Source organism: Tumebacillus lipolyticus (assembly GCF_042682745.1).
In the GTDB taxonomy this organism is placed as follows: domain Bacteria; phylum Bacillota; class Bacilli; order Tumebacillales; family Tumebacillaceae; genus Tumebacillus_A; species Tumebacillus_A lipolyticus.
The window spans coordinates 1-6,523 of the sequence record NZ_JBHUIO010000014.1 but is presented as its reverse complement, the minus strand read 5'-3'; the positions used below and the strand labels follow the sequence as shown (position 1 = coordinate 6,523).

Annotated in this window: 4 protein-coding genes; all 4 read left to right on the top strand. The window is 55.5% G+C overall.

Features of this window, described 5'->3' with window-relative positions; all coding sequences use genetic code 11:
- The first annotated feature begins 1,071 nt into the window (after positions 1 to 1,071).
- A complete protein-coding gene (locus tag ACFSOY_RS19675) occupies positions 1,072 to 2,172 on the top strand; it encodes a hypothetical protein (protein WP_386049572.1) in 1,101 nt (366 codons plus the stop codon).
- A gap of 60 nt (positions 2,173 to 2,232) precedes the next feature.
- The gene (locus ACFSOY_RS19670; RefSeq protein ID WP_386049571.1) at positions 2,233 to 2,490 is read left to right on the top strand and encodes a hypothetical protein; all 258 of its coding nucleotides are present in this window, start codon (positions 2,233 to 2,235) and stop codon (positions 2,488 to 2,490) included.
- A 153-nt stretch (positions 2,491 to 2,643) separates the two neighbouring features.
- A complete protein-coding gene (gene secA / locus ACFSOY_RS19665) occupies positions 2,644 to 5,085 on the top strand; it encodes a preprotein translocase subunit SecA (protein ID WP_386049570.1) in 2,442 nt (813 codons plus the stop codon).
- A gap of 18 nt (positions 5,086 to 5,103) precedes the next feature.
- Positions 5,104 to 6,232 (top strand): peptide chain release factor 2 gene (prfB, locus tag ACFSOY_RS19660; protein WP_386049569.1). Its coding sequence is split into 2 segments (ribosomal slippage): positions 5,104 to 5,184 and positions 5,186 to 6,232, totalling 1,128 coding nucleotides; the frame shifts between segments, so codons are not numbered across the junction.
- Positions 6,233 to 6,523 lie beyond the last annotated feature (291 nt).

The window sequence follows — 6,523 nt, the reverse complement described above, 5'->3', positions numbered from 1 at the left end:
TGTGTGAGTGTGTGAGTGTGTGAGTGTGTGAGTGTGTGAGTGTGTGAGTGTGTGAGTGTGTGAGTGTATGAGTGTAGGGAGTGTAGGGAGTGTAGCGGGGTGCGTGGCGTTTTTATGTTGGATGCACTTGGGTGGTGGGAGCGTTTCTTGCGATATGCCACTGTTGGTGAGGCAGGTGCCGGCCTGTTGGGGCGATGAGGAAATCTTTCTCCCGCTCGACTCGCGCAAAATGCACGCGCGAACTCGCTCCTTGAAAGATTTTCCTCACCGCCCCAGACTTTCCCCCTGCGACTTGTGCAACTCTTTTGCCCTCCTGCCCCGACCACCCGGTGGCACCCCCTTCGCTCGCTCAAACATGGCGCGGAAAACCACCGCGCAAACTCGCTCCTCGAAAGGGGTGCCCACCTCTAGGTCGGATACTCCCTCGGTGTAAGGAATGATGGCGTAGGGTGGTACTGACTGGCCGGCGCAGGGTAGTAATTTTCCTCTTGTTCTCGACTCGCGCAAAATGCAAGTGCGAACTCGTATCTTGAAGGATACCTCCCACCGTCTCTCTCATGATTTGTATAACTCCTATGCCTCTTTCCTCGAACATCCTGTGAGCCGCCTTCTCGCTCGCTCAAACATGGCGCGGAAAACCACCGCGCAAACTCACTCCTCGAAAGGGGTGCCCACCTCTAGGCCGGATACTCCCCCGGTGTAAGGAATGGTAGCGTAGGGTGGTACTGGGCGATTGGGGTGGACGAGGAAATTTTTCTCCCGTTCTCGAATTGCGCAGAATGACGCTCGAATTCGATTTTTTTGAGAGGTACTCTCCCGTCTTTAGCGCGTCTCTCGTGATTTGTGTAACTCCTATGCCTCTTCCCTCGAACATTCGGTGAGTCCCCCTCTCGTTGCTCAAACATGGCGCGGTGGTTTTCCGTGCCGAGTGAGGAGGGGGAGCGAGGCGCGCTTTTGGATGAAGGCACGGAATCGTGGTAACTCGTTTTTGGAACTCCTGTGTTGGGGATGATGGTGACACCTCTGATGAGGGTAGAATGGTGTTTGGAGGCGGGAAGGAGGAGCGGTTTGATGTTAACGATTGTGATGGCCGGTGGATATGGTGATGGTGAGTCGGGGATACTACGGGCGATGTTGGAGGTTCGGAGAGCGGCTGCGGTGGATCTGGTCGAAAAGCTGGCTGGGGAATCGTCGTTTCAAGTCGTGGTGGTGTCTGATGATCATCAGGTGCTTGCGGAAGCTCGTAAGTTGCTCTGCAAGGCATGGGATACGTCTGGTGGTGCGTTCCATTGGCTGAACGTGGTGCAGGATGTCGTGCACGCTTATGCCCGTCCAGACGAAGATGTGCTGGTCTTGGGCGGCTGTGCCGCTCCTTTGCTGCAGGCGGGAGCGTTGGCTGAGCTCGCCCAATCGCTTGCGAACGGGGAGGTCTGGCAGAACAATCGGCTTTCCCCCGACATGGTGATGTGGAAACCAGCCTCAGTCGTGTCGGCCGTCGAGTCCTGTCAAAATGATAATGAGTTTGGCTACGCGCTGGAGCGGCAAGCGGGGCTGTCGGTGCGCTTTTTTCCTTCCGATCTGGGCTTTCGCTTCGATCTGGATACGCCTGTCGATGCGCTGCTCGCCGCTGCAAGCTTCACCTGCGGGCCAAGGCTGCGCAAAGCGGTCGTCAACTGGGGGCAGCAGGTGCCGATCGAAAGGGTGCGCGCTGTGTTGCACCGATCCGATTATCCGGATGTGGCGTTGATCGGGCGAGTCAATCCGGTGGAAGCGGAGCGGTTTGGCCAAGGGATCGGCGTGCGCGTGCGGATTTTTTCGGAGGAACGCGGGATGAAGGCGCTCGGCCGCGTGGAGCGCGGCGAGGTGCGGAGCTTGCTTGGCAGCTTGGTGGAAGCGGTCGGCTGGAAGCGCTTTTTTGAGCTGCTTGGCGAGCAAGTGCAATGCGCTTTGTTTGATACGCGGGTGATATTGGAACATTTCGGGGTGCGGGTGAGCGAGGAGGAGCGATTTGCGGCAGATCTGGGGTGGATGGAGCAAGTGCGGAACCCGTTTTTGCGCGAGCTCGCTCAGGCGGCGCTGGATGCTCCGATTCCCGTTTTGATGGGCGGTCAGTCGCTCGTCGGCGGCGGTCTGAGGCTGTGGATGAGCTTGGAGGACGGCGAGGCGTCGTAACGCATTTTGGGCACCTGCCCAAGCATCTCCGCATACGATGTGGTACGGAGGTGACAGCAGGTGAGCGTATGGATGTGGCTGTTGCAAGTGGTGGTGTTTTTTGTGGCGCTGAAGGTGGGGCAAGTGGTGTTCTGGAATCTGCGGAAAGGGTTTTATCTGCACCCGTGGCTGATCGAGCTGCTCGTTGCTGTGCTGGTGGTGATCGGGGTCAGCTCTTTTTATGGCGGGTGGTGGTTCATCATCTTCATCGGACTCCTGTTTGGCTTTTTGCGCGGCGATCAGGAGGAGGAAGTGCGAGCCAATCGGAATCTTTTGTGACTGTTGTGCGGGGGACAGGTGGCCTGTTGTAAGGTCACCTCAAATACATAAAATGTTTGTGAGTGGATTTAACTGTTGTGGGTGCGGGCAAAAGAGTGATACAATTTTATACTAAGACATCGTGTCTTAATTTGGAGAGGAGTGAAACCTTGTATGTTGGGCCTCCTGAAGAAGATTGTTGGGGACAGCAACGAGAGAGAGGTTAAGAAGCTCTCGAAACTGGTACAGCGCATCAATTCGCTTGAGCCGGAGATGGAAAAGCTGAGCGATGATGAGCTGCGTGGAAAGACGTTTGAGTTTAAGGAGCGGTTCACTCAAGGGGAATCGCTTGATGATATGCTGCCCGAGGCTTTTGCGGTCGTTCGGGAAGCTGGCAAGCGCGTGCTTGGCAAGCGACACTACGATGTTCAGCTCATGGGCGGGATCGTCCTGCACCAAGGTCGCATCGCAGAGATGCGCACCGGGGAAGGGAAGACGCTGGTTGCGACTTTGCCGTCTTACCTGAACGCGCTGTCTGGACAAGGTGTCCACGTCATCACGGTCAACGATTATCTTGCTCGTCGGGACTCGGAAGAGATGGGTCAACTGCACAGCTTCCTCGGACTGCAGGTCGGGTTGAACATCAACGGGATGTCCCACGGTCAAAAGCAAACCGCCTACGCGGCCGATATTACATATGGGACCAACAATGAGTTTGGGTTTGACTTCTTGCGCGACAACATGGCTCTGTCGCTCGATCAGATGGTTCAGCGCCCGCTGAACTACTGCATCATCGACGAGGTGGACTCGATCTTGATCGACGAAGCGCGTACGCCGCTGATCATCTCCGGTCAGGCGGAGAAGTCGACCGAGCTGTATTTCCGCGCGAACATCTTTGTGGCGGGTCTGCGCAATGAGGTGGATTACAGCCACGATGAGAAGGCGAAGTCCGTCATTCTCACAGAGACCGGCGCGAAGAAGGCGGAGAAGTATTTCCGCGTTTCCAACCTGTTCGATCAGGAGAACATGCTGGTCAACCATCATATCACGCAGGCGCTGAAGGCGCATGTGACGATGCATCGCGACAAGGATTATGTGGTGCAAGGCGACGAGATCATCATCGTCGATGAGTTCACCGGGCGTCTGATGCAAGGCCGCCGCTATTCGGAAGGTCTGCACCAAGCGATCGAAGCGAAGGAAGGCGTGCGCATTCAAAACGAATCGAAGACGCTGGCGACGATCACTTTGCAAAACTATTTCCGCGGCTACAACAAGCTTTCCGGGATGACCGGTACGGCGAAGACGGAGGAAGAGGAGTTCCGCTCGATCTACGGGATGGATGTCATCACGATTCCGACCAACCGCCCGAGCCAGCGGAACGACATGTCCGATGTGATCTATAAAAACATCCGCGGCAAGTTCAACTCGGTCGTTAATGAGATTGTGGAGCGCAATGAGAAAGGGCAGCCGGTTCTCGTCGGTACGACGTCGATCGAGAAGTCGGAGTACCTGTCCAATCTGCTGAAACAGCGCGGCGTTCCTCATCAGGTGCTCAACGCGAAACAGCATGATCGCGAGGCGGAGATCGTGGCGCGTGCAGGTCAACGCGGCGCTGTGACGATCGCTACGAACATGGCGGGACGCGGGACGGACATCATGCTGGGCGAAGGGGTCGAAGGGATCGGCGGGCTGCACATCATCGGTACGGAGCGACATGAGAGCAGACGGATCGACAACCAGCTGCGCGGGCGTGCAGGTCGTCAGGGCGATCCGGGCTCGACGCAATTTTTCCTGTCGCTCGAAGATGATCTGATGCGTCTGTTCGGCTCGGAGAACATCATGAACATCATGGATCGACTCGGTCTGGAAGAGGATCAGCCGATTCAAGCGGGCATCGTGTCCAAAGCGATCGAGTCGGCGCAGAAGAAGGTCGAGGGGAACAACTTTGACATTCGGAAGCACGTCTTGAAATATGATGATGTCATGAACCAGCAGCGCGTGGTGATGTACAAGCAGCGTCGTGAGATCTTGGACAGCGAGGATTGCTCGCATGTGGTGAAGGATATGCTTCACGAACAGGTGAACGCAGTCATCGAAGCGCACTGCCCGAAAGATATCGTGCCTGAGGATTGGGATCTGAATGGCCTGCTGGAGTATGTGGAAACTCGCATCGCCCGCGAAGGCATGCTCGCGATCGAAGACCTTGAGAAGTTTGCGACGCATGAGGAGCTGGAGGAGTTGCTGCACGATCTGGCTGACAAGGAGTATGAGGCGCGCGAACAGCTGCTCGGCGCTGGGATGCGCGAGTATGAAAAGGTGATCTTGCTTCGTGCGGTCGATACGAAGTGGATCGACCACATCGATGCGATGGATCAGCTGCGCCAAGGGATTCACCTTCGCGCATATGGTCAGCGCGATCCGCTGATGGATTACAAGTTCGAAGGGTTTGACATGTTCGAACAGATGATCCAAAACATTCGCGAAGAGGTCGTCACCTACACGTTCAAGTCGAATGTTGGCGGAATGGTGCAGGCAGCTCCGTCCGATCCGAAGATGGGTCTGCAGATGGTGGAGATCGGTCCGGGAGAAGACGGGCAGGCTAAGCGAAATAAATAGTAAGTAGGAGTGGTTGCAATGGCAGCTCAAACTTTTGGTGAACTGCGTCAAGAGCTTCAAAATACAGCCAAGCGTCTGGCGGACATCGGGAGGTCTCTTTGACCTCCCGAGCAAAAAGAAGCGAATCGCGGAGCTTGAAGAGCTGATGTCGGCGCCCGCCTTTTGGGAAGATCAAGAGGCGGCACAGAAGGTGATCAGCGAGAACAATGCCTTGAAGGGCAGCGTTGACCGCATGGAGAAATTCCAGTCGGAGTTTGATGATCAGGAAGTGATGCTTGAGCTTGCGCAGGAGGAAAAGGATGATGACCTTTTTCTTGAGTGCGACAAAGGCATTGGGGAGCTGAAGGCGGATCTGGAGAAGTTTGAGCTGGAGCTTTTGCTCAGCGAACCGTACGACAAGAGCAACGCGATCTTGGAGCTGCATCCAGGTGCAGGTGGTACGGAGTCGCAGGACTGGGCATCGATGCTGATGCGGATGTACACCCGTTGGGCGGAGGACAAGGGCTTCAAGGTGGACGTTCTCGACTACCTGCCCGGCGATGAAGCGGGGATTAAGAGCGTGACTCTCCTGATCAAAGGCTTCAACGCGTACGGGTATCTGAAGGCGGAGCGCGGGGTGCACCGCTTGGTGCGCATCTCCCCGTTTGACGCATCAGGTCGTCGCCATACTTCGTTCTCTTCTGTCGATCTCGTTCCAGAGTTGGATGACGATGTGGCGGTCGATATCAAAGAGGTGGATCTGAAGATCGATACTTATCGAGCTTCCGGTGCGGGCGGACAGCATATCAACACGACCGATTCGGCCGTCCGGATTACGCACATTCCGACCGGAGTGGTCGTCACCTGTCAGTCGGAGCGCTCGCAGATTAAGAATCGCGCCTCGGCGATGAAGATTCTTGCGGCGAAGCTGTACGAGTTGGAACGTCAAAAGCAGTTGGAGGAGTTGGCCGAACTGCGCGGTGAACAGCGTGAGATCGCGTGGGGCAGCCAGATTCGCTCCTATGTGTTCCATCCCTATTCACTGGTCAAAGATCACCGGACGAACGTCGAGATCGGCAATGTTCACGCGGTGATGGATGGCGAACTTGATCCTTTCATCGATGGCTTTTTGCGCTGGCAGATCGAAAAGCGCGATCGAGGCGAATAGAGAAGGATGTGAAAGCGTCGGGCATCTGTCCGGCGCTTTTCCTTGTCTACCGCATGTTTTGTAATGGTTTGTTCGGTGACGCAAATTGCGATGTGAGCAGGAGTGATGGTAAGATAGGTTCTGTCGCCGCGAGATGCGGTGGTGAAAAAAGTTGAGATGATTGGTTGACTTTCGATTGAGTTCGTGTTAAGGTAGATAACGTTGCCGCTCGACAGTGCGGTAACAAGATGATTGATCCTTGAAAACTAAACGAGTGTTATGAAGAGAGATGCGAGTCAAGATACAAACTTT

Excerpts from the sequence above, each read along its gene's own strand:
- ACFSOY_RS19675 (WP_386049572.1), top strand. The coding sequence starts at position 1,072 with ATGTTAACGATTGTGATGGCCGGTGGATATGGTGATGGTGAGTCGGGG.
- secA (WP_386049570.1), top strand. The coding sequence starts at position 2,644 with ATGTTGGGCCTCCTGAAGAAGATTGTTGGGGACAGCAACGAGAGAGAG.